The 20,527-nt window shown below is 72.7% G+C and carries 19 protein-coding genes; 6 read left to right on the top strand and 13 right to left on the bottom strand.

Translation table 11 applies throughout. The features are described 5' to 3' along the window. Nucleotides 1–9: 9 nt before the first annotated feature. Both M3666_RS16995 and M3666_RS03140 read right to left on the bottom strand, forming a co-directional pair. The gene (locus M3666_RS16995) at nt 10–1,173 is read right to left on the bottom strand and encodes a ThiF family adenylyltransferase (protein WP_251154476.1); all 1,164 of its coding nucleotides are present in this window, start codon (nt 1,171–1,173) and stop codon (nt 10–12) included. Next, nucleotides 1,170–1,583, bottom strand: coding sequence for a molybdopterin-binding protein (locus tag M3666_RS03140; RefSeq protein ID WP_251154475.1), 414 nt, complete (start codon nt 1,581–1,583; stop codon nt 1,170–1,172). The genes M3666_RS16995 and M3666_RS03140 overlap by 4 nt, the downstream gene beginning before the upstream one ends. A gap of 90 nt (nt 1,584–1,673) precedes the next feature. Here M3666_RS03140 and M3666_RS03135 point away from each other — a divergent pair, with 90 nt between their 5' ends. Beyond that, nucleotides 1,674–3,332 carry a glycosyltransferase family 39 protein gene (locus M3666_RS03135; protein WP_251154474.1) on the top strand — a complete coding sequence of 553 codons (1,659 nt, stop codon included), beginning with the start codon at nt 1,674–1,676 and terminating at the stop codon, nt 3,330–3,332. 52 nt (nt 3,333–3,384) lie between these two features. On the opposite strand, the gene M3666_RS03130 is transcribed toward M3666_RS03135, so the two are convergent. The 4 genes from M3666_RS03130 to M3666_RS03115 all read right to left on the bottom strand — a co-directional run bounded on the left by M3666_RS03130 (nt 3,385) and on the right by M3666_RS03115 (nt 7,819). Further along, on the bottom strand, nt 3,385–4,317 hold the full coding sequence (locus M3666_RS03130; protein WP_251154473.1) for a 4-(cytidine 5'-diphospho)-2-C-methyl-D-erythritol kinase: 933 nt from the start codon (nt 4,315–4,317) through the stop codon (nt 3,385–3,387). Between the two features lie 35 nt (nt 4,318–4,352). Then, nucleotides 4,353–5,660: an O-acetylhomoserine aminocarboxypropyltransferase/cysteine synthase family protein gene (locus M3666_RS03125; RefSeq protein ID WP_251154472.1), complete on the bottom strand. Its 1,308-nt coding sequence runs from the start codon at nt 5,658–5,660 to the stop codon at nt 4,353–4,355. Further along, nucleotides 5,660–6,706 carry an LLM class flavin-dependent oxidoreductase gene (locus tag M3666_RS03120; RefSeq protein ID WP_251154471.1) on the bottom strand — a complete coding sequence of 349 codons (1,047 nt, stop codon included), beginning with the start codon at nt 6,704–6,706 and terminating at the stop codon, nt 5,660–5,662. The genes M3666_RS03125 and M3666_RS03120 overlap by 1 nt, the downstream gene beginning before the upstream one ends. 84 nt (nt 6,707–6,790) lie before the next feature. Then, on the bottom strand, nt 6,791–7,819 hold the full coding sequence (locus M3666_RS03115; RefSeq protein ID WP_251154470.1) for an alpha-L-glutamate ligase: 1,029 nt from the start codon (nt 7,817–7,819) through the stop codon (nt 6,791–6,793). Between the two features lie 140 nt (nt 7,820–7,959). Here M3666_RS03115 and M3666_RS03110 point away from each other — a divergent pair, with 140 nt between their 5' ends. Next, nucleotides 7,960–8,460: a hypothetical protein gene (locus tag M3666_RS03110; protein ID WP_251154469.1), complete on the top strand. Its 501-nt coding sequence runs from the start codon at nt 7,960–7,962 to the stop codon at nt 8,458–8,460. 3 nt (nt 8,461–8,463) lie between these two features. Here M3666_RS03110 and M3666_RS03105 read toward each other — a convergent pair whose 3' ends face one another. Next, nucleotides 8,464–9,321: a helix-turn-helix transcriptional regulator gene (locus M3666_RS03105; RefSeq protein WP_209685564.1), complete on the bottom strand. Its 858-nt coding sequence runs from the start codon at nt 9,319–9,321 to the stop codon at nt 8,464–8,466. Nucleotides 9,322–9,422: 101 nt separating this feature from the next. Between M3666_RS03105 and M3666_RS03100 the strand changes: the two genes are divergently transcribed. Beyond that, nucleotides 9,423–10,163 (top strand): SDR family oxidoreductase, encoded by a 741-nt coding sequence (locus M3666_RS03100; RefSeq protein WP_066655912.1) that lies wholly within the window; start codon nt 9,423–9,425, stop codon nt 10,161–10,163. Between the two features lie 130 nt (nt 10,164–10,293). On the opposite strand, the gene M3666_RS03095 is transcribed toward M3666_RS03100, so the two are convergent. From M3666_RS03095 to rsmI, 5 genes are all read right to left on the bottom strand, one after another. Continuing rightward, nucleotides 10,294–10,716 carry a hypothetical protein gene (locus M3666_RS03095; protein WP_066655914.1) on the bottom strand — a complete coding sequence of 141 codons (423 nt, stop codon included), beginning with the start codon at nt 10,714–10,716 and terminating at the stop codon, nt 10,294–10,296. A 70-nt stretch (nt 10,717–10,786) separates the two neighbouring features. Then, the gene (gene rsmA, locus M3666_RS03090) at nt 10,787–11,635 is read right to left on the bottom strand and encodes a 16S rRNA (adenine(1518)-N(6)/adenine(1519)-N(6))-dimethyltransferase RsmA (RefSeq protein WP_251154468.1); all 849 of its coding nucleotides are present in this window, start codon (nt 11,633–11,635) and stop codon (nt 10,787–10,789) included. 2 nt (nt 11,636–11,637) lie between these two features. Beyond that, nucleotides 11,638–12,576, bottom strand: coding sequence for a TatD family hydrolase (locus M3666_RS03085; RefSeq protein ID WP_066655919.1), 939 nt, complete (start codon nt 12,574–12,576; stop codon nt 11,638–11,640). Next, nucleotides 12,573–14,153: a methionine--tRNA ligase gene (gene metG, locus M3666_RS03080; RefSeq protein WP_251154467.1), complete on the bottom strand. Its 1,581-nt coding sequence runs from the start codon at nt 14,151–14,153 to the stop codon at nt 12,573–12,575. Before metG ends, M3666_RS03085 begins: the two co-directional genes overlap by 4 nt. A 120-nt stretch (nt 14,154–14,273) precedes the next feature. Then, nucleotides 14,274–15,095: a 16S rRNA (cytidine(1402)-2'-O)-methyltransferase gene (gene rsmI / locus M3666_RS03075; protein WP_066655921.1), complete on the bottom strand. Its 822-nt coding sequence runs from the start codon at nt 15,093–15,095 to the stop codon at nt 14,274–14,276. 53 nt (nt 15,096–15,148) lie between these two features. Here rsmI and M3666_RS03070 point away from each other — a divergent pair, with 53 nt between their 5' ends. Further along, complete coding sequence (locus M3666_RS03070) at nt 15,149–16,780, top strand: dolichyl-phosphate-mannose--protein mannosyltransferase (RefSeq protein WP_251154466.1); 1,632 nt, start codon at nt 15,149–15,151, stop codon at nt 16,778–16,780. A 123-nt stretch (nt 16,781–16,903) separates the two neighbouring features. On the opposite strand, the gene M3666_RS03065 is transcribed toward M3666_RS03070, so the two are convergent. Then, nucleotides 16,904–17,563, bottom strand: a complete 660-nt coding sequence (locus M3666_RS03065) for a TetR/AcrR family transcriptional regulator (RefSeq protein ID WP_066655923.1) — start codon at nt 17,561–17,563, stop codon at nt 16,904–16,906. 162 nt (nt 17,564–17,725) lie between these two features. Here M3666_RS03065 and M3666_RS03060 point away from each other — a divergent pair, with 162 nt between their 5' ends. Next, a complete protein-coding gene (locus tag M3666_RS03060; RefSeq protein WP_209685553.1) occupies nt 17,726–19,303 on the top strand; it encodes an MFS transporter in 1,578 nt (525 codons plus the stop codon). 260 nt (nt 19,304–19,563) lie between these two features. Next, nucleotides 19,564–20,424, top strand: coding sequence for a sulfurtransferase (locus tag M3666_RS03055; RefSeq protein WP_251154465.1), 861 nt, complete (start codon nt 19,564–19,566; stop codon nt 20,422–20,424). The last annotated feature ends 103 nt before the right edge of the window (nt 20,425–20,527 follow it).

Genomic DNA, 20,527 nt, shown 5'->3' with positions numbered 1-20,527 from the left:
CACCTGCGGTCAGGAGGTGATCGGGTGACCCTCCTGGCCCCACGCGGTGATCCCGCCGTCGAGGACCGTGACGGACGGCGCCCCCGCCGGACGGTCCGCGATGACCTGTCGTGCCCAGGCGGTGGCGCGCTTCCCGGACGCACACACGACGACCAGTTCGTCGACCGCCCCGGAGCCGCCGAGGTCGTCCGGGGTCCGCGAGCCCGGGATCACCCCGGTCGCGCGCTCCGCCTCGGTCCGGACGTCGACGAGGACGATCCGGTCGCCGGCGACGTCGTCCGCACCGTCGTCACCGAGTCGTCGTGCCAGCTCGGCGGGGGCGATCCGCGGCGGCTCCGCGACCGCCGACGGCGCGGGACGGACCGATCCCGGGCCGCGACGCAGGACGCTCTCGGTCCAGCGCCACCGACGGGCGTCCACCGTGAGCACCCGGCCGAGCAGCGGCTCGCCGAGCCCGGCGACCAGGGCGGTGACCTGCGCCGCCATCACCGCGCCCACCGCGCCGCACAGGGCGGGCAGCACGCCGTCCGCGGCGCAGGAGCCCTCGTCCGGCAGCGCCTCGGGGTGGAGGTCGTGGAAGTCGACCGGGTCGGCGGCGGCGTCGTGGAAGACGGAGACCTGTCCGTCGTAGCCGAGCGCGGTGCCCCAGACGAAGGGCACGCCCGCCGCGGCGCACGCGTCGGAGACGGCACGGGTGACCTCGACGCTGTCCGCCGCGTCGACCACCACGTCGTGGTCGACGACGTGCTCGGGGCGGAAGCGCTCGGTCAGGGCGACGACCTCGACGACGGCGTCGACGCCGCGCACCCGGTCGGCTGCGCACGCCGCCTTCGAGCGCCCCACGTCGGCGGCAGCGAACAGCGTCTGTCGCGCCAGGTTCGACGTGTCCACCGTGTCGTGGTCGACGATCGTGATCCGGCCGAGCCCGGAGCCGGCCAGGTACGTCAGGACGGGTGCGCCGAGCCCGCCCGCTCCGACGACGAGGACCCGGGCGCCGGCGAGCGCGTCGAGCGCCGCCTGCCCGGCACCGTCGAGCGCGGCCGTGCGCGAGGTGCTCCGCCGCCGGGCGGCGAGCGCTGTGGGGTCGGGCGTGGCCGGGTCGGGCGTGGCTGGGTCGGACACGGCGGGGTCGGACACGGCGGGGTCGGACACGGCGGGGTCGGGCGTGGTCACCGTGCGCGCTCCGGCTGCTCCGGCACCTCGACGGTGACCATCGTGGCCTTGACGGACGCGACCGCGACGGAACCGACCTCGAGCCCGAGGTCGCGGACGGCCTCGGCGGTCATCAGGGACACCACTCGGTTCGGGCCGGCCTGCAGCTCCACCTGGGCGACCACCCCCTCGACGACCAGGTCGGTGACGATGCCGACGAAGCGGTTCCGCGCCGAGCTGCGGACACCGGACGGGTCGTCGAGCCCGCCGTCACGACCGCGGACGTACGCGGCGAGGTCCCGCCCCTCGACCACCGTGCGGCCGGACGGGTCCTCGGAACGGGGCAGCGTGCCGGCGTCGACCAGGCGCCGGACGGTGTCGTCGCTGACGCCCAGGTACCGCGCGGCGTCTCGGATGCGGAGTGTCGTCATGGTGTCCGTGACCCTACGGCATGGCGAACTCTCACGGAGGGGACAGCGGTACGGGGCACGCGCCCAGCCGTGCGCGCTACCGTCGCGGGCGTGACTGCACCACAGACCGGCACCATCCACGTCCCCGCCTCCGCCGGGGTCGCGCCGGTCCGTACCCGCCTGCGGTCCGCGTCCACGGCCCTGCGTGTCGCAGCAGTCCGGACCCCCGAACTCACCGTGGGTGCGCTCGGCGTCGTCACGGGCGCGCTCTTCGCCTGGGTCCCCTCGCTCTGGTACGACGAGGCCGCGACGGTCACCAGCGCCACGCGCAGCTGGCCGCAGCTCTGGGCCGAACTCCACAACGTGGACGCCGTGCACGGCCTGTACTACGCACTCATCCACGCCTGGTTCTGGCTCGTGGGGTACACGCCGTTCACCCTCCGCTTCCCGAGCGCACTCGCCATCGGCGTCACCGCCGGGCTCGTCGTCGCACTCGGACGCCGCCTGGGTGGTCGTCGGCTCGGCATCGTCGCCGGGCTCGTGTTCCTCGCGATCCCCCGCGTGCAGTGGGCCGGGTCCGAGGGCCGCCCCTACGCGACCGTCACGACCCTGGCCGTCGCACTGACGCTCGTCGGCATCACGGCCGTCCGACGCACCCGGTCCGGGGCAACGCGGGCGTCGAGCATCCGCTGGTGGGTCGCCTACGGGCTGCTCGCGCTCCTGGCCGTCTGCTTCAACGTGTACCTCGCGCTCGCCGTGGTCGCACACGCGGCGGCCCTGGCCTGGACGTGGCTGGCCGAGCGCCGATCGCGTACGTGGACCCGGCGGCCGGACGCCGGTGACCCGCTCGTGGGCCGTGTCGTCCTCGTCCGCTGGGTCGTCGCCGCCGCAGCTGCCGCGCTCCTCGCGTCGCCGCTCGTGCTCGAGGTCACGGAGCAGTCCAAGCAGGTCGCGTGGATCTCGGGCATCACGCAGCGCACCCCGCGCCAGGTGTTCGCCACCTCGTGGTTCGGCGGGATCGACTCGTACGCCGCGGTCGCGTGGACGCTCCTCGTCATCGGTGTCGTCGTGTCCCTGGTCGCCGCACACCGCCGCGTCCCCACCGTCCGCGCGCTCCTCCGGGCACAGTCGGTCCGGATCGCCCTGCCGCTGGCACTGCTGCCGACCGGGGCACTGCTCGCCGCGACGGCACTCGGCAAGCACCTCTACTCCCCCAAGTACGCATCGCTGAGCATGCCGTTCGTCGCGCTCCTCATCGCGCTCGCGATCACCGCCCTGCGGCGGAAGGCCCTGATCGCCGCGCTGCTCGCGGTCTTCCTCGTCATCAGCGTCCCGAGCGCGATCGACGTCAAGACGCCCCGGTCGAAGCAGGAGTCGACCTGGGCGAACGCCGCGTCGATCATCGCCGCCGAGCGTGGGGCGAACACCGGCGCCAACGAGGGCGTCGTCTTCGGCAGCGTCTACGGGCACCCGACGTCCACCGCGGAGATCATCCGCGTCTCCTACCCCTGGGCGTTCACCGGGATGACCGACCTGGGCATCCGGAAGAACGGCGCCGAGACGGGCGTGCTCTGGAACGAGAACGGCGACCTGGCGTCGACGATCCCGGCACGCCTCGGTGACATCGACACCGTGTGGTTCGTCGGCGGCACCCCGAAGGCCCGCAACATCCAGCCGGAGACGACCGAGGTGCTCGCCGAGCACGGCTTCCACGTCGAGCAGAAGTGGCGGACCGGTCGGGTCGTCATCACGGAGTTCGTCCGCGACTGAGCCCCGACGGCACCGTAGGTCCGGTGGTCAGTCGGCACCGCGGGTCCGGTGGTCAGTGCACGACGCGGGCACCGTGCACCGGGCCGGTCGCCCGGAGCGCGACGAGCCCGGAGGCGCTGAGCTCGACCTGCACCTCGAGCGCAGCATCGCGGTCGGCGACCAGGAACGCGACCGTCGGGCCGCTCCCCGAGACGATGCCCGCGAGCGCGCCGGCCTTCTCCCCCGCCTCGATCGTCGCCGCGAGCCCCGGCTGCAGCCGCATCGCGGGTGCCTGCAGGTCGTTGTGCAGGCAGTCCGCGAGCAGGTCCGCGTCGCCGGCACGGAGCGCCTGGAGCACGTTCGCCTCGACGACGGGGGTCGTGGGAGCCGGGCGGATGTCGGCCCGGTAGCGCTCCCGGTGCTCGTCGAGCGCCCGGTAGACAGCAGGGGTGGAGAGACCGTCCTCGCTGAGCGCGAGGACCCAGTGGAACTCCCCCTTGGCGAGCGCCGGGCTCAGCTCGTCGCCGCGACCCGTCCCCACGGCGGTGCCGCCGGCGAAGGCGAACGGGACGTCCGCGCCGAGTCGGGCCGCGAGCCGCAGCAGCTCGTCCCGCCCGAGGGCGGTGCCCCAGAGGGTGTCGCACGCGAGCAGGGTCGCCGCGGCGTCGGCCGATCCCCCGCCCATCCCGCCGGCGACGGGGACCTGCTTGTCGATGGTGAGCCGGACGCCGCCCCGGTGCCCGGCGGCCTCGGCCACGAGACGCGCGGCGCGGATCGCCAGGTTCGAGTCGTCGGTCGGGACCGCACTGGTGTCGATCGGTCCCGTGAAGCGCACGGAGAAGTCGTCGGCCGCTTCCGCGGTGACGTCCTCGTACAGCGACACCGCCTGGTACGCGGTCGCCACGTCGTGGTAGCCGTCGTCCTGCAGCGCGCCGACGGACAGGAACACGTTGATCTTGCCGGGAGCGCGCACCCGCACGCGGGTCGGTGCGGCCAGCGAGGTCATGCGTCCAACCTATCCTCCCCGCGCCGGGCCGCGGACTACGCCGAGGTCCCCGCCGCCGCGAACCCGCGAGCCAGGTCGGCCAGGATGTCGTCCACGTGCTCCAGACCGATCGACAGGCGGATCATGCCCTCCCCGACGCCGGCGGCCGCGCGTTGCTGCGGGGTCATCTGCACGTGGGTCGTCGACGCGGGGTGCACGACGAGCGACCGGACGTCGCCCAGGTTCGACACGTGGTCGAAGAGCTCGAGCGCGGCGACGAACCGGCGACCGGCAGCGACCCCACCGGCGAGGTCGAACGCCAGCACGGCCGACGGCCCCTTCGGCACGTAGCGCTGCTGCAGGTGGTGCCACGGCGACGAGGGCAGCCCGGCGTAGTGCACGTGCTCGACCTGCGCGTGTCCGTCCAACCACGAGGCGACCGCGGCCGCGTTCGCCACGTGCCGGTCCATGCGCAGCGACAGCGTCTGGATGCCCTGCAGGACGAGGAAGGCGTTGAACGGGGCGATCGCGGGGCCGAGGTCGGCGGACAGCTTCGACCGGGTGCGCTGGATGAACGCGCGGCGGCCGAACTTCTCGGCGAAGGCCGTCCCGGCGAACCCGGACTGCTCGACCGTCGTGAGCTGCGGGTACTTCTCCGCCTGCGCCGCCCAGTCGAAGTTCCCGCCGTCGACGATGATCCCGGCGACGGCGCTGCCGTGGCCGGCGAGGTACTTCGTCGCCGAGTGCACGACGATGTCCGCGCCGTGCTCGATCGGTCGCACGAGGTACGGCGTCGCGATGGTGTTGTCGACGATGAGCGGCACCCCGGCGTCGTGCGCGACACCGGCGACCCCCGCGAAGTCGAGCACGTCGCCACGCGGGTTCGGGATGCTCTCGCCGAAGAACGCCCGCGTCTCCGGACGGACCGCGGCGCGCCACTCGTCGAGGTCCGTCGGGTCCTGCACGAAGGTGAACGAGATGCCGAGGTCGCTCAGCGTCGAGTGGAAGAGCGTGTAGGTCGCACCGTAGAGCGACGCCGACGAGACGACGTGGGCGCCCGCCCGCGCGACGCCGAGCACCGCCAGCGAGGTCGCCGCCTGACCGGACGCCAGCGCCAGTGCTCCGACCCCGCCCTCGAGGTCCGCGACGCGTCGCTCCAGGGCCGCCGCAGACGGGTTGTTGACGCGTGTGTAGGTGTGTCCAGGTGCGTCGAGCATGAAGCGCGCCGCCGCGTCCTCGCCCGAGGGGTACACGAAGGCCGCGCTCTGCGCGATCGGGGGCACGTTCGCCCCGAAGCCGGGGTCGGCCGTGAAGCCGGCCCGGATCTGCCGCGTCTCGAACGCCCAGTCGTCCTCGGCCGCCATCAGGCGACCGGCTCGGCGGGGACGGCGGCGCGGACGAGCGGGATGACCTGCTCGCCGAAGCGCTCCATCTCCTCGGCCTGCGGCGAGAACTGCAGCAGGAGCGTGTCGACCCCGGCGTCCTCGAACTCGCGGATCCGGTCGGCGACCTGCTGCGGCGTACCGACGAACCCGGGGCGCAGACCGCGGTTCGACACCGAGTAGTCCTCGAGCGACGGCACGTGCTCGAGCTGCGACTTCGAGATGAAGTCCTGGTACGACTCGTACGCCTTCCCGTGGCGGACGTCGGTGATGCGGGCCAGCTCGGCCTGCGCCTCCTCCTCGGTCTCGCGGACGATCACGTACGCGGCCATGCCGAATGCCTCGAACGGCGCGGCGCCGGCGTCCTCGCGGCGACGCTTCATCTCGTCGATCTTCGTGCGGAGCTCGTCGACGGTGCCGCCGTGTGTCAGGTACGCGTCGGCGAAGCGGGTGATCGAGCTCTTGCCCGCCTCGCTCTCGCCGCCGGCGTAGATGCGCGGGGTGACCCGCGGCTTCGGCTCGAGGTGCGTGTTCTGCACGTCGTAGTACTCGCCCGTGAACGAGAACGGCGTCTCGGCCCAGAGGCCCTTGAGGATCGCGACGAACTCCTCGGTCCGCGCGTAGCGGTCGTCGTGCTCGGAGAAGATGCCGCCGTATTGACGGGCCTCCTCCGCCCACCACGCGCTCACGACGTTGAACGTGAAGCGACCACAGGAGATCTCGTCGATGGTCGCGGCCTGCTTCGCCGTCACCGCCGGCAGGTGGTAGCCCGGACGCATCGCGGCCATGATCTCGAGCCGCTCGGTCGTCGCGGCCAGCGCGGCCGCGAGCGCCCACGCCTCGAGGCTCTGCGCGGCCGTCCCCTTGATGTCGTTGAGGTTGAGCTCCGGCACGAGCGTCAGATCGAAGCCGATCCGCTCGGCACGCTGCGCCAGCCGCTTCACGTAGTCGAAGGTGACGGGCATGTCCTCGTCCTCGACGTTGCGCAGCCAGCCGCCGAAGAGCGGGGTCCAGTATCCGAATCGCACGAGTGGTTCCTCAGGTGTGTCGTGACGGCCGGGAGGCGCGGGGCGGGCCCGCCACGAGCCTCCAGGCCGGTGGGTGGTGTCGTCTCAGGCCGTGGTCGCCGACGTGGCGTACGCCTGCTCGAGGAGCGCGCCGGTGAAGCGCGCGATCGCGCGCGGACCGGAGACCGGCGCGACCGCCTCGACGGCGGGGTTGTAGTTCGTGTTCGTGTTCACGTCGTAGACGACCGTGCGGCCGTCCGTGGTCTCCATGAACTCGACACCCGCGACCTGGATGCGCTGGTCGGCGAGGAACGTCCGGAGCTGCTGCACGAGCGGGTGGTGGGCCGTGACCTCGGCACGGATGCTGAAGGCGGCCGGTGCGCCCGGTGCCCCGGTGCCGGTCGTCTCGGCGCCGGGCACGTCGCAGACGGCGCCGGCGATGGCCTGGGGCACCTCGCACGCGTCGGCCGGGCAGAGCTCGAAGCTGCCGGCGCTCGTGTCGACACGGACCGCGTAGACGAACTCGCCGCCGACGAACTCGGCGCGGGTGATGAACGGCTCGCGGGCGGTCAGCAGCTCCTGGAGCAGCGTGATGCCGTCGACCGGGGCCTCGAACTCGGGGCTGTCGACGTACGCGTCGAACTCGGCGAGGGTGTCGAAGCGGCGGACGCCGAGGCCCTTGCCGCCCTGGTTGTGCTTCGTGATGAACGGGACGTCCTGCCCTCCCGTGAAGGTCCGCGCGGCGTCCTTGAGGGCGGCCGACCCGAAGACCGCGGTCGTGCGGGGCACGTCGAAGCCGGCGTCCCGGAGGAGCCCGTGCTGGGCGACCTTCGACACCTCGAGCTCGAGCACGTGGCTGCCGTTCACGACCGTCGCACCGGAGCGCTCGAGCCAGCCGAGCAGCGCGCGGGCGTACTCCTTGCTGTGCTCGTTGCCGCGGGTGTGGCTCGACGCGGACATCCGCGACCAGTAGACGCCCGGAGCCGGCTCGGCGGTCAGGTCGATGCTGCCCAGGGCACCGCCGTCGGTGAGCAGGAGTTCCTCGACCGGCACCCCTTCTGCCGCGAAGGCAGCGGCGAACGGCGGGAACCACTCGGGGTTCTCGTGGATGACGTACACGCGCGGAGTTGTCACCGGGCCACCCTAGGCACGCTCCCCCTGGGGGTGCCAGGTGTGTGACGCGGGATTGCGGCGTGCGTCCGCGCGCGGTCGCCTCGTGCCATCGCGGCGGGGTCACCTCGTGCCGGAGCGCCGGGTGTGCGAGGGTGGAACGCATGTCCTACCCCGCGTACGAGGAGACCGTCCGTTCCGGCCGTGTGATGACCGTCGTGGGGTGGGCCGTGATCGCGACCGCCGTCGGGATCGCGACGCTCGTGCTCGCGGTGCCGGCGGGGTGGCAGGACCAGCCGCCGTCGGCGTCGGACGTCGGCGTGCTGGTGGTCACCCTCGCCGTCACGGTCGCGCTCGGCATCGGGATGATGACCATGCGGATGACGGTGCGGGTCGACGAGGTGCTCGAGGTCCGTGTCCGCCCCTGGTGGTACCGGCGGCGCGTCGCCCCCGAGCAGATCACGTCAGCCGAGGTCGTGCACATGACGGGCGGCAACTCCGGCGGGCTCGGCATCCGGCTCGTCCCCGGCGGCACGGCGGTGCTGCTCGACGGCGGACCCGGCGTGCAGGTCGCGATCCGCGGGGCGCGGTCGCTGCGGTTCCGGTGCAACGACCCCGAAGCCGTCGTCGCGGCCCTGCGGGCACGGGGTGCGTCGGCGGACTGAGGATCAGCGCGCGACGCGGTCGGCGCCGAACTGCTGCGTGCCGACGACGCCGAGGAGCTCGAGCTTCTGCGCGTCCTCGCTCCCCGCGGGCGCGGTGAACAACAGGAGCGCCTGCGCCTGGTCGTCCGTGTGGAGCACCTGGCAGTCGACGGTGATCCGGCCGAGCTCGGGCTGCACGATGGTCTTGTCGTCCGACCAGCGGGTCGCGACCTCGTGGCGTTCCCAGAGCTCCCGGAACTGCGGGCTGCGACGCTGCAGTTCGGCGACGAGCTCCGTCGCCCGACGGTCGCTCGGCCCCGCGAGCCCGACGGCCGCGCGGAGCGACGCGACCACCACCCGACCGAGTCGTTCGTGCTGTTCGGGCGCGTACTTCGCCTGCTCCGTCCCCGAGACGAACCAGCGCCACGCCTGGTAGCGCTCGTTGCCCGGCAGGTCGACGGATCCGCCGAGCAGTGCCCGAGCGAGCCGGTTCTCGACGAGCGTCTCACCGAGGTGGCTCACGACGATCGCCGGGGTGTCCTCGAGCCGGTCGAGCACACGCAGGATCGCGGGGTCCACGTGGTCCGCGCGGTGCATCCGGACCGGCGCCGTGTGCCCGGCGAGGTGGAACAGGTGGTCGCGTTCGTCGAGGCTGCACCGGAGGGCCCGGGCGATCGCCGCGACCATCTGCTCCGACGGCTGCGGGCCCCGCTGCTGCTCGAGCCGCGTGTAGTAGTCGACGCTCATCCCGGCGAGTGCGGCGACCTCCTCGCGACGGAGTCCGGGGGTCCGCCGACGGGGACCGCTGCCGAGGCCGACGTCCTCGGGGCGCAGCAGCTCGCGGCGGCGGCGCAGGAAGTCGGCGAGCGCGGGGCGGTCCATGCCCCCATCGTGCCGTCTCGGCCGGAGCGGAGCCAGGGACCGCCGGTCCCCCGATGCCCGCGCCCTGGAGGAGCCCCGTGCGCAGGAGCATCGTGGTCGGCATGGACACCACGAACAGCACCGTCTTCATCTCCGGCGCGACCTCGGGCCTCGGGCTCGCCCTCGCGCAGCGCCTGCAGGCCGCCGGCAGCACCGTCGTCATCGGCGGCCGCCGCCAGGACCGTCTGGACGCCCTCGCCGCCGAGCACGGCTTCGGTACCGTCGCGATCGACGTCGCCGACGCGGACTCCATCGCGAGCGCGGCAGCGGACGTGACGACCCGCTGGCCGGAGCTCGACACCGTCGTCACGATGTCGGGCATCATGCGCAACGAGGACCTGCGCGACCCCGGACACATCGACGACGCACTCGCGACCGTCCAGACCAACCTGGTCGGGACGATCCGGCTCATCGACGCCTTCCTGCCGCACCTGCTCTCCCGGCCGGCGGCGACGCTGATCACGGTGTCGTCCGGTCTGGCCTTCGTCCCGCTGACCGCGACCCCGACCTACAGCGCCACGAAGGCCGCGGTGCACTCGTACACGCAGGCGCTCCGGCAGCAGCTCGTCGGCAGCTCGGTGGCGGTGCTGGAGCTCGCCCCGCCGGCCGTGCAGACGGACCTGATGGGTGGCGCCGACTTCGGCGGGATGCCCCTCGACGCCTTCACGGACGAGGTGATGGGTCTGCTCGACTCCGGTGCCGCGCCGGAGATCCTCGTGCAGGACGTCCAGCCGCTGCGCTGGGCCGAGCGCGACGGGACGCACCAGCAGATCCTCGAGGCGATGGCCGGCCGCGGTCACTGAGCCACGCACCACGGGCGGATCAGCCCCGGGCGAGGAGGCGTGTGCACGTCGACCGTCAGGCCGGGGTCGGGGTCGGGGTCGGGGCCGGGGCGGGCACCGGTGCCGGCGCCGGCCGGAGCACGCTGCTCCGTCAGTCGACCTCGCCGGCGGCGCGCCGACGCCGGATCCGCGCGTCGAGACCCCGGTTCAACGCCCAGAGCCCCAGCACGATGGCGGTGACGAGGAGCGACTCGGCCAGCGTCCTGTCCAGCGGCCCACGGAGCACCCAGAAGGCACCCCCGGCCAGGACGGCGACCATCGCCAGGGTGCCGATGGAGCTCCTCGCAGCCCGCGGCTCGGCCCCGGTGGACGCCCCGTCCTCGTCCTCGTCCGCGAGCTGGTTGAACCAGAGTCCCCACGCCGCCAGGCCTGCTCCGAACAGGGCGGCTGCCCAGGCAGCATCGTCGCCGGCGTCACGGACGAGGGCGACGACGGCGACGACCACGACCAGTGCACCGCCCGCGAGGAAGAAGAGCGTGATCGCCAGGGCGAGACGGGAGGTCGGAGCGTGCACGCGGTCAGCCTAGGGCTCCGTCGCCGACACGACGACCACCGGGCCGGAGCGGTGACACGACCGCCTGCCGTCAGGCGGCGGCGAGGACCGTCCGTCCGAGGCGCACGAAGTCGTCCGGCGACAGCGCCTCACCCCGAGCGGTCGGGTCGAGACCGGCCGCGGTCAGCAGCTCCGACGCACGGGCGCTGGAACCCAGGACCCCGGACAGGCTCTGCCGGAGCATCTTCCGGCGCTGCTGGAACGCCCCGTCGACGAGCTCGAAGACCTGCGCCCGCAGCGTCTCGTCCCCCGGGCGCTCACGACGGTCGAACCCGACGAGCACGCTGTCGACGTTCGGCACCGGCCAGAAGACCTGGCGGCTGATCTGCCCGGCGGTCGACCACGACCCGTACCAGGCGGCCTTGACGCTCGGCGCCCCGTAGACCTTGCTGCCCGGCCCGGCGGCGATGCGGTGGCCGACCTCGGCCTGCACCATGACGAGCACCCGCTCGATGGTCGGGAAGGTCGCGAGCAGGTGCAGCAGCACGGGGACGGAGACGTTGTACGGCAGGTTCGCCACGACGTGCGTCGGAGCCTCGGGCAGGTCGTCCGCAGTCACCGCGAGCGCGTCCTGGTGCACGACCCGCAGGCGCGCGTCCGGCTGCATCGCCGCGACGGTCGCGGGCAGCTGGGCTGCGAGCCGACCGTCGATCTCCACCGCCGTGACGGACGCGCCGGTCTCGGTCAGCCCGAGGGTCAGGGAGCCCAGGCCCGGTCCGATCTCGAGCACGCGGGAGTCCGACGTGACCCGGCCGGCCGAGACGATGCGGCGCACGGTGTTGGCGTCGTGCACGAAGTTCTGGCCGAGCTTCTTCGTCGGGGTGACGTCGAGCTTGGCGGCGAGGTCCCGGATCTCCGCCGGGCCGAGCAGCGCGCCCACGACTACTGGTCCACCGTGACGGGCTCGGCGTCCCACGCACCGTAGACGAGCTCGGTCGTCGAGGCGATCTGCGCCGCGAGCATCGACGGGTCGGTACCGAGGGTCTCGGCCATCGACCGGAGCGTGAGCGGGATCAGGTACGGCGCGTTCGGCCGGCCGCGGTACGGCGTCGGCGTGAGGAACGGGGCGTCCGTCTCGATCATGACCAGGTGCCGCGGCGCGACCTGCAGGGCGTCTCGGAGCGACTGGGCGTTCTTGAACGTGACCGTGCCGGCGAAGGACATGTACCAGCCGCGCTCGGCGCAGAGCCGGGCGAGGTCGGGACCGCCGGAGAAGCAGTGGAAGACGGTCTTCTCGGGAGCGCCCACGCGGTCGAGCACCTCGACCACGGCCTCGTGCGCGTCACGGTCGTGGATCGTCAGCGCGAGGTCGTGCTCCTTCGCGATGCGGATGTGCTCCTCGAACGAGCGGACCTGTGCCGCGCGGCCGTCCTCGCCGGTGCGGAAGAAGTCGAGACCGGTCTCGCCGATCGCCCGGACGCGGGGCAGCGCCGCGAGCCGCTCGATGCCGGCGAGGTGCTCGTCGAGCAGCCCCTGCTCGTCGAGCACGGGCGCCTCGTTCGGGTGCAGCGCGACGGCGGCGAGCACGCGGGGCTCACGCGCGGCGATCTGCGCCGACCACTCCGACGTCGCCAGGTCGGTGCCGACCTGCACGACGCCGCGGACCCCGACGCTCGACGCACGGTCGAGGTGCTCGCGGTAGTCGAGCGGACCGTCGCCGCCCTCGCCGACGCCGTCGGCGATCTCCATGTGCGTGTGGTTGTCGTACACCGGCACCACGAGCGCCTGCGGCAGCGGTGGGTAGCTCAGGTCGCGCTTCGAGCCGCCGGACGCCCCCTCGCCACGCGCCCGGACGTGCGAGCCGTCCGCCGCGTCGGTCACGCTGCGCCCTGCTCGGGCTGCTGCTCGATGCGCGGGAACAGGCCGGACCCGAGCGGCACGACGGTTGCGGCGCCCTGCCACTCGTAGGCGCGGTCGACACGCTGCTCGGTCACCGATCCGCCGGCACCGATCGACGCCCAGAGCTTCTCCGTCGCCTTCGGCATCACCGGGGACACGAGGACGTTCACGGTGCCGAGGCCGCGGAGGGCCGTCGCCAGGACGGTGCCGAGACGCTCGCGCGCCGACTCGTCCTTCGCCAGCGCCCAGGGCTCCTGCTCGGTGATGTACCCGTTCAGCGCGTCGACGAGCTCCCACACGGCGGCGATCGCCTCGTGCGGCGCGAAGGCCTCGACCGCGGCGTCCGCACGCTCGGTGACGGACACCGCGAGCGCGTCGATCGCCTCGTCCGACGGGGTCAGCTCGCCGCGCGACGGCACGGCACCGTCGAAGTACTTCTGCAGCATCGCGACGAGACGCGAGGCGAGGTTGCCGAAGCCGTTCGCGAGGTCGGCCGAGTACCGGGCGGAGATGTCCTCCCAGCTGAAGTTGCCGTCCTGCCCGAAGGTGATGGCGCGGAGGAAGTAGTAGCGGAAGGCATCCGAGCCGAAGGTGTCGGTGATCTCCGACGGCGCGATGCCGGTGAGCTTCGACTTCGACATCTTCTCGCCGCCGACGAGCAGCCAGCCGTGACCGAACACGCGCTCCGGCACCGGGAGACCCGCCGCCATGAGCATCGCGGGCCAGATCACCGCGTGGAAGCGGGCGATGTCCTTGCCCACGACGTGCACGCTCGGCCAGAGGCGCTGGAACGCCTCGTCGTCGTCCGACCCGTAGCCGAGGGCGGTGACGTAGTTCAGCAGGGCGTCGAACCACACGTAGAGCACGTGGTCGTGGTCCCAGGGGATCGTGATGCCCCAGTCGAAGCTCGAGCGCGAGATCGACAGGTCGCGCAGGCCCTGCTTCACGAAGGAGACGATCTCGTTGCGGACGCTCTCGGGCTGGATGAACTGTGGGTTCGACTCGTACAGGTCGAGCAGGCGCTGCTCGAAGTCACTCATGCGGAAGAAGTAGTTGCGCTCGGCGAGGACCTCGACGGGGATCGAGTGGATCGCGCAGACCTGCTGGCCCTCGTAGGGACCGGTGCCGGGCACGAGGTCGCTCGGCTGCTTGTACTCCTCGCACCCGACGCAGTAGAAGCCCTCGAACTCGCCGGCGTAGATGTAGCCGTCGTCGTACAGCTTCTGCAGGAACGCGGTCACGCCGCGCTCGTGCCGTTCGTCGGTCGTGCGGATGAAGTCGTCGTTCGCAACGTCGACCGTGTCGAGCAGGGGCTTCCACGCGTCGGTGACGAGCCGGTCAGCCCACTCCTTCGGGGACACGTCGTTCGCGCTGGCGGTCCGGAGGATCTTCTGGCCGTGCTCGTCGGTCCCGGTGAGCAGCCAGGCGTCGTCGCCCCGCTGCCGGTGCCACCGTGCCATGAAGTCCGCGGCGACCTCGGTGTAGGCGTGCCCGATGTGGGGCACGTCGTTCACGTAGAAGATCGGCGTGGTGATGCTGAACGAGGACCCGTCGGACATGCGGACCATCCTACGGGCGGGCCGGAGCCGCGTGACGCGCCCCGCGCGCCGCCTGTGGAGAACCGGACGGGAGGCGGGTGGCGGGCCCGCCCCGCGCCTCCAGACCGACGGTGGTCGGCCCTACCGCGCGGCGAGCGCGCCCTCGTACAGGTCGCGCTTCGACAGGCCGGTCGCGTCCGCGACCGCCGCGGCGGCCTCCTTCATGCGCGACCCGGCGGCGACCCGCTCGAGCACGAGCCGCACACCGTCCTCGATGCTCGTCACGTCGAGCGCGCCGGTCGAGCCCTCGACGACCACGCAGATCTCACCACGCACCCCGTCGGCTGCCCAGGCGGCGAGCGCGGCGAGCGAGTCGCGGCGGACCTCCTCGTGCAGCTTCGTGAGCTCGCGGCACACGACCGCGCGGCGGTCGTCCCCGAAGCCCGCGGCCATGTCGGCGAGCGTGTCGGGGAGCCGGTGCGGTGACTCGAAGAACACCATCGTCCGCTGCTCACCGGCCAGGGACGCGAAGAGACGACGGCGCTCCCCCGCCTTGCGGGTCGGGAAGCCCTCGAAGCTGAACCGGTCGGTCGGCAGGCCCGACACGGCGAGCGCCATGAGCACCGCGGACGGCCCGGGCAGGGCGGTGACGGTCACCCCGGCGGCCGCCGCGGCCTCCACGAGGGGGAAGCCCGGGTCGCTGATCGCGGGCATGCCCGCGTCGGTGAGGACCACCACGTCCTCGTCGCGGGCGAGCTCGACCACCTCGGCGGCCTTCGCGCGCTCGTTGTGCTCGTGGAGGGCGATCAGGCGCGGGCGGTTCTCGATGCCGAGCGCACGCATCAGGTGGATCGCGGTCCGGGTGTCCTCGGCGGCCACCACGCTCGCGTTCGAGAGGGTCTCGACGAGACGACGAGACGCGTCGCCGAGGTTGCCGATGGGCGTTGCTGCGAGGACGATCACCTCCCCATTCTGGTGCCAGGTCCGCCGTGGCGGCGATCCGTAGGATGCAGGCGATGACCAGCGAGCTGACCGACGACCGCACCGCCCTCGTCGACGGACCGGCCGGCTCCCGCCTCGACGACTGGTGGGGTCGGGTCCTCTCGACGTCGCGGCGGGTCGCCGTGTGGCGCTGGACGGGTCCGATCGCGGTGACGCTGCTGGCGGCCGTGCTCCGTCTGGTGGGACTCGGACACCCGCACTCGCTCGTGTTCGACGAGACGTACTACGTCAAGGACGGCTGGTCGATCGTGCACCTCGGCTACGAGGGCACCTGGCCGGCGAACTCCTCCGACGACGGCGCCCCGACGACCGACCAGCGCTTCGCGGACGGCGAGACCGACCTGTACTCGAGGGCGGCGGAGTTCATCGCGCACCCGCCGCTCGGGAAGTACCTGATCGGCCTCGGGATGCTGCTGTTCGGCGCCGACAGCTCGTTCGGGTGGCGGTTCACGGTCGCCGTGCTCGGCACCGCGACCGTGTTCCTGACCGCGGTCATCGCCCGCTCGCTGTTCCGCTCGACCGCGATCGGGACGCTCGGCGGCTTCCTGCTCGCGATCGACGGCCAGGCGATCGTGCTGTCGCGCGTGACGCTGCTCGACGGCATCCTGACCTTCTTCGTCGTGCTCGGCGCGGGTGCGCTGCTGCTCGACCGGCGGTGGACACAGCGGCGGCTCGACGACTGGGTCCGACGCCGGGCGGACGGCGGCGGTGACACGCTCTGGGGGCCGGTGCTGGTCTGGCGGCCGTGGCTCGTCGCGATGGGCGTCGCCCTCGGTCTGGCGTCCGCGACGAAGTGGTCCGGCCTGTACTTCCTGGCGTTCTTCGCCCTGTACTCCGTGCTGAGCGACATGGTGATGCGCCGCCGGGCGGGCGTGACGTTCTGGTCCTCGAGCGCCTTCCTGCAGCAGGCGCCGGTGACGTTCCTGCTCACCGTGCCGGTCGCTGCCGTGACCTACCTGGCGTCCTGGACGGGGTGGTTCCGGACCTCCGGTGGGTGGGACCGGAACTGGATCGCCTCCGGCGGCGAGCGGTGGACGGGACTGCTCGCGTGGGTGCCGGACCCGTTCCAGAACTGGTGGCACTACCAGTCGGAGATCTACGGCTTCAACATCGGCCTGCACACCCCGCACTCGTACCAGGCGAACCCGCTGCTGTGGCTCGTCATGCAGCGCCCCACGTCGATGTACTACGTCGGGACGAACCGCGGCCAGGACGGCTGCTGGGCGGACCGCTGCGGCGAGGCGATCACCGGCATCGCGAACCCGTTCGTCTGGTACGCCTCGGTGATCGCGGCGGTCGCGCTGCTCGTGCTCTTCGTGCTGCGGCGCCGGTGGGAGTACGGCTTCGTGCTCATCGGTGTCGCGGGCGGGTACCTGCCCTGGCTGCTGTACACCGACCGCACGGTGTTCCAGTTCTACACGGTGGCGTTCGAGCCGTTCCTCGTCATGGCCCTGGCTGCCGCGATCGGACTCGTCGCCGGGTCCCGGACCGACCCGCGGCCGCGGCGGACCCGGGCGTTGGTCTGGGTCGGCGTGTACCTCGGTGTCGTCGTGCTCGCGTCGGCGTACTGGTACCCGATGTGGACCGGCTTGCAGATGCCGTGGGACTTCGTCCGGTCGCACTACTGGCTGCCGAGCTGGCTGTAGCGGTCCGGCCCTGAGGACGCGACCGCGCGGGACGCCGGTGGCGGCCGATCCGCCGACGGCCTGGAGGCGCGGTGCCCGGCCGCCACGAGCCTCCCGCCCGGCGCATACCGCGTCAGGCGAACGTCAGGGCTGGCCGTGCAGGGCGCGCTCGATGGCGGTGCGGTCGAGCGGGGCACCGACCATGGGGTCGGTGGTGCCGCCGGGCAGCACGCCCTCGAGCACGACCTCGGCGTAGCGGCGCCAGGCGTCGGGGTCGTGGGCGCGTGTGGCGTCCGCGACGGCGCCGACCATCGTCGTGAGCATCGGCAGGTCGGCGTAGCTGAACCCGGCCCGCACCACCCCGGACGCCGCCGCTCGCTCGATGATGGTCGCGACCTGGCGCTCGAGCCGGTCCCGCTCGTGCACGATCGACGGCCGCGCCTTCCCCGCGCGGACGATGGCGTCCGCCAGGGCACGGTCGCGCGCGCGGAACTCGAACACGCCCGTCAGGTAGACGCGGAGGGCCTCGCGCGGATCGGTCTCCTGCGCGGCTCGGGCGGCGGCGGCGTTCATCGCCTCGAACTTGGTGGCGAGCAACGCCTCGATCAGGGCGTCCTTGTCGGCGAACCGGCGGTAGACGGTGCCGACGCCGACCCCGGCCTCGTGCGCGATGTCGTTCAACGTGACCGACAGGCCCCGCTCGGCGAAGCACCGGCGCGCGGTCTGCAGGATCAGCTCGCGGTTGCGCGCGGCGTCGGCGCGCAGGGGGCGCTCGAGGTCGTGCGCGGTGTCGGTGGTGCTCACGACGTCGACGGTAGTTGACGATTCTGGGAACAAACGGATGCGGTGGCTCCGTTTCGGTCTACACTCGACACAAACGGATGTACCACATCCGGTTCCACCTCCTCGCGAAGCGCTCGACGGCGCGTGCTCCGCCACCTCCACCCTTCTCCGAAGGAGGCTGCCGTGACGGCAGAACAGACCGTGCCGACCCCGACCGGGTCGGCACCGACGACGACCGGCCGTGCTGCCGGCACCACGACCGGCTCCGGCTCCGGCTCCGGCTCCGACAGGCCGAACCACCGCTGGATCGCACTGGCGGTCATCGCCCTCGCCCAGCTCATGGTCGTGCTCGACGCGACCATCGTGAACATCGCCCTCCCCTCGGCGCAGGCCGATCTCGGCTTCGGCACCGACCAGCGGCAGTGGATCGTCACCGCGTACTCGCTCGCGTTCGGCTCCCTGCTCCTGCTCGGCGGTCGCCTCGGTGACCTGTTCGGCCGGAAGACCACCTTCATCGTCGGCCTGGTCGGGTTCGCCCTGGCCTCGGTGCTCGGTGGTCTCGCCGACTCGTTCGGCCTGCTCGTCGCCGCCCGCGCACTGCAGGGCGTCTTCGGTGCCCTGCTCGCCCCCTCGGCGCTCGGCATGCTCACCACGACCTTCCGCGATCCGAAGGAACGCGGCCGGGCGTTCGGCATCTTCGGGTCCATCGCCGGCTCGGGTGCGGCGATCGGCCTGCTGCTCGGCGGCGTGCTCACCGAGTACGCGTCCTGGCGCTGGTGCCTCTACGTGAACGTCGTGTTCGCGGTCCTCGGGGTCATCGGTGCGCTCGTGTTCATGGCGAAGCCGCCGAAGGTCGAGCGTCCGCGCATCGACGTGGCCGGTGTGCTGACGATCACCGCGGGCCTGGTCGGCATCGTCTACGGCTTCTCGAACGCCGAGTCGAACGGTTGGGACGCCCCGCTCACCATCGTCATGCTCGCCGCGGGCGTCCTGCTCGTCGCCGCGTTCGTGGTCATCGAGACCCGCGTCGCGCACCCGCTCCTGCCGCTGCGCGTCGTCCTCGACCGCGACCGCGGCGGTGCCTTCATCGCGATCGGCCTCGTGGCGATCGGCATGTTCGGCATCTTCCTGTTCCTGACGTACTACCTCGAGCAGACCCTCGGCTTCAGTTCGCTGCAGACCGGTCTGGCGTTCCTGCCGATGCCGCTGTCGATCATGGTGTCGGCGACGCAGATCGGCGGGCGGCTGCTCCCCCGCGTCGGCCCGAAGGTCCTGATCTTCGCGGGCGGTCTCGTCGCGGCGACCGGGCTCCTGCTGCTGCTCCGCACCGACGTCGACAGCACCTACGCGGGCACCGTCCTGCCGGCGCTGATCGTCATCGGTCTCGGCATGGGCACGATCTTCTCGTCCGCGATGAACACCGCGACGACCGGTGTCGCACGGGCGGACGCCGGCGTGGCCTCGGCGACGGTCAACACGATGCAGCAGATCGGCGGCTCGATCGGCACTGCCCTGCTCTCGACGATCTTCGCCGACGTCGTGAAGGACAGCCTGTCGGGCCTCTCGGCAGCACCGACGAAGCTGCAGCAGGCCCAGGCGGTGATCGACGGGTACCACGTCGCCTTCGGCATCTCGGCCGGGGTGCTCGTGCTCGTCGCCCTCGCCGGCGGCCTGCTCATCAACCGGCAGTCGGTGCGACTCGCGAAGCTCGAGCGCGCGGCGTCCGCGACCACGGGCAGCATCCCGGCAGCGGCGCACTAGCCGCCCCGCTCCCGCGACCCGAGCCGCTCCGCGCCCGGTCCGCCCCCGGTCCGCCCTGCCCTGCTCTGCCCCCGCTCTGCGACATCCCACGCGTCGATCGACGCGTGGGATGTCGCGTCCTCGGGGCTGGCCGAAGGAACGACCGACCCCGGCCGTTCCGGTGCGCACGGATTCGGCACACCCCGTGGTCGGGACGGCGGCGTTGCGCACTGTGTCGGTCCTCCTGCGGCACATCAGTGGCCCCGGTTACCCTGAGCGCCATGGCCCCCGTCCTGACCTCGCCGCTCGTGTCGACGCAGTGGCTCGCCGACCACATCGGTGCCGACGATCTCGTCGTCCTCGATGCCTCGGTGCACACCACCGGGGTCGGCACGGCGATGCACTGGCAGGCCGCCCGCGACGCGTACGAGCAGCACGGGCACGTACCGGGCGCCCGGTACGCCGACCTGGTCGACGACTTCTCGACGCCCGACGCGGACGTGCCCTTCACCCGCCCGACAGCGGAGCGGTTCGAGTCCGCCGCGCGTGGACTGGGCGTGACCAACGGCTCGACCGTGGTGGTCTACGACGACAGCGTCGGTGAGTGGGCGGCACGGCTCTGGTGGATCTTCCGCGCGTTCGGCTTCGACGACGTCGCGGTGCTCGACGGTGGGTTCGCCAAGTGGCGGGACGAGGGACGACCCGTCCGCGTCGGACCGCTCCGTGGCAGCACCCCGTCGCCGTCCGCCGAGCCGTTCCTGGCCGGGGAGGAACGTCCCGTGTGGGCCGACCACGACCGTGTCCTGCGCGCCGTCCGCGGCGAGGAGCCCGCGGCGGTCGTCCTGGCGGCTCCCCCGTCGGCGCTGGGATCCGACCACCCCGGCGTGGTCCCCGGCAGCACGGCGATCACCACGGACGACGTGGTCGACCCCGACACCAACACCCTCCGCCGCGGCCCGGCACTCGCCGAGGTGTTCGCGCCGGTGCTCGACGCCGACGAGATCGTGACGTACTGCGGCGTCGGCAGCGCGGCCTGCGTCGACGCGCTCGCCCTGACGGTGCTCGGGCACGACCAGGTGAAGGTCTACGACGGCTCGCTCGCCGAGTGGTGGCGCCTCGAGCCGGAGCTGCTCGCGTCCTGACGCCACAACGTCGGCCACGCCGACCGCGCCGGCCGGGCCGACCGGGCTGGCCGGCCCGACCGGGCTGGCCGGGCCGACCGGGCTGGCCGGGCTGGCCGGGCGT

Source organism: Curtobacterium sp. ODYSSEY 48 V2 (assembly GCF_023712625.1).
Classification (GTDB): domain Bacteria; phylum Actinomycetota; class Actinomycetes; order Actinomycetales; family Microbacteriaceae; genus Curtobacterium.
This window is presented reverse-complemented; position numbering and strand designations above follow the sequence as displayed.

What these genes read in the sequence shown, in the direction of transcription:
- M3666_RS03130 (WP_251154473.1), bottom strand. Translation starts at nt 4,317, where the DNA reads ATGACCTCGCTGGCCGCACCGACCCGCGTGCGGGTGCGCGCTCCCGGC.
- M3666_RS03055 (WP_251154465.1), top strand. Translation starts at nt 19,564, where the DNA reads ATGGCCCCCGTCCTGACCTCGCCGCTCGTGTCGACGCAGTGGCTCGCC.
- M3666_RS03100 (WP_066655912.1), top strand. Translation starts at nt 9,423, where the DNA reads ATGGACACCACGAACAGCACCGTCTTCATCTCCGGCGCGACCTCGGGC.
- M3666_RS03110 (WP_251154469.1), top strand. Translation starts at nt 7,960, where the DNA reads ATGTCCTACCCCGCGTACGAGGAGACCGTCCGTTCCGGCCGTGTGATG.
- metG (WP_251154467.1), bottom strand. Translation starts at nt 14,153, where the DNA reads ATGTCCGACGGGTCCTCGTTCAGCATCACCACGCCGATCTTCTACGTG.
- M3666_RS03070 (WP_251154466.1), top strand. Translation starts at nt 15,149, where the DNA reads ATGACCAGCGAGCTGACCGACGACCGCACCGCCCTCGTCGACGGACCG.
- M3666_RS03125 (WP_251154472.1), bottom strand. Translation starts at nt 5,660, where the DNA reads ATGGCGGCCGAGGACGACTGGGCGTTCGAGACGCGGCAGATCCGGGCC.
- M3666_RS03140 (WP_251154475.1), bottom strand. Translation starts at nt 1,583, where the DNA reads ATGACGACACTCCGCATCCGAGACGCCGCGCGGTACCTGGGCGTCAGC.
- M3666_RS03105 (WP_209685564.1), bottom strand. Translation starts at nt 9,321, where the DNA reads ATGGACCGCCCCGCGCTCGCCGACTTCCTGCGCCGCCGCCGCGAGCTG.